Annotated in this window: 1 pseudogene; it reads right to left on the bottom strand. The window is 49.7% G+C overall.

Annotated features, from left to right (window positions below):
* Positions 1–276 (bottom strand): annotated as a pseudogene (locus ACGF5R_RS24705) (group II intron reverse transcriptase/maturase); the annotation flags it as partial.
* Between the last annotated feature and the right edge of the window lie 40 nt (positions 277–316).

The raw sequence follows: 316 nt of genomic DNA, 5'->3' as shown, positions 1-316 counted from the left end.
GATAGCGACACCTTTCACCGGGGGTGGATAATAACTGCCCGATGATAAGCGGTTCCAGAGTTTGTACAGATTGTCTTTCAGATTGGATTCAAAATCCGCGAGAGTTTGACCATCCACGCCTGCCGCACCTTGATTGGCTTTAACCAATAACCAGGCACGGTACACTTCTCTTTTCTCAATGACAAACGGTTTTGCCTTAACCTCCGTATCTCCTCCTGCCTGACAGTTGGATACCGGGTAAGGCTGCCTGACGTGACCCCTTCGCTCCACATTCATTACAAATATTTCCTCACTACTACGAGTCACTCCGCCCCCG

The sequence above is a fragment of the Photorhabdus sp. RM71S genome, assembly GCF_042879355.1.
In the GTDB taxonomy this organism is placed as follows: domain Bacteria; phylum Pseudomonadota; class Gammaproteobacteria; order Enterobacterales; family Enterobacteriaceae; genus Photorhabdus; species Photorhabdus kayaii.
The sequence above is the reverse complement of the archived record's forward strand: the minus strand, read 5'-3'. Positions and strand labels throughout refer to the sequence as shown.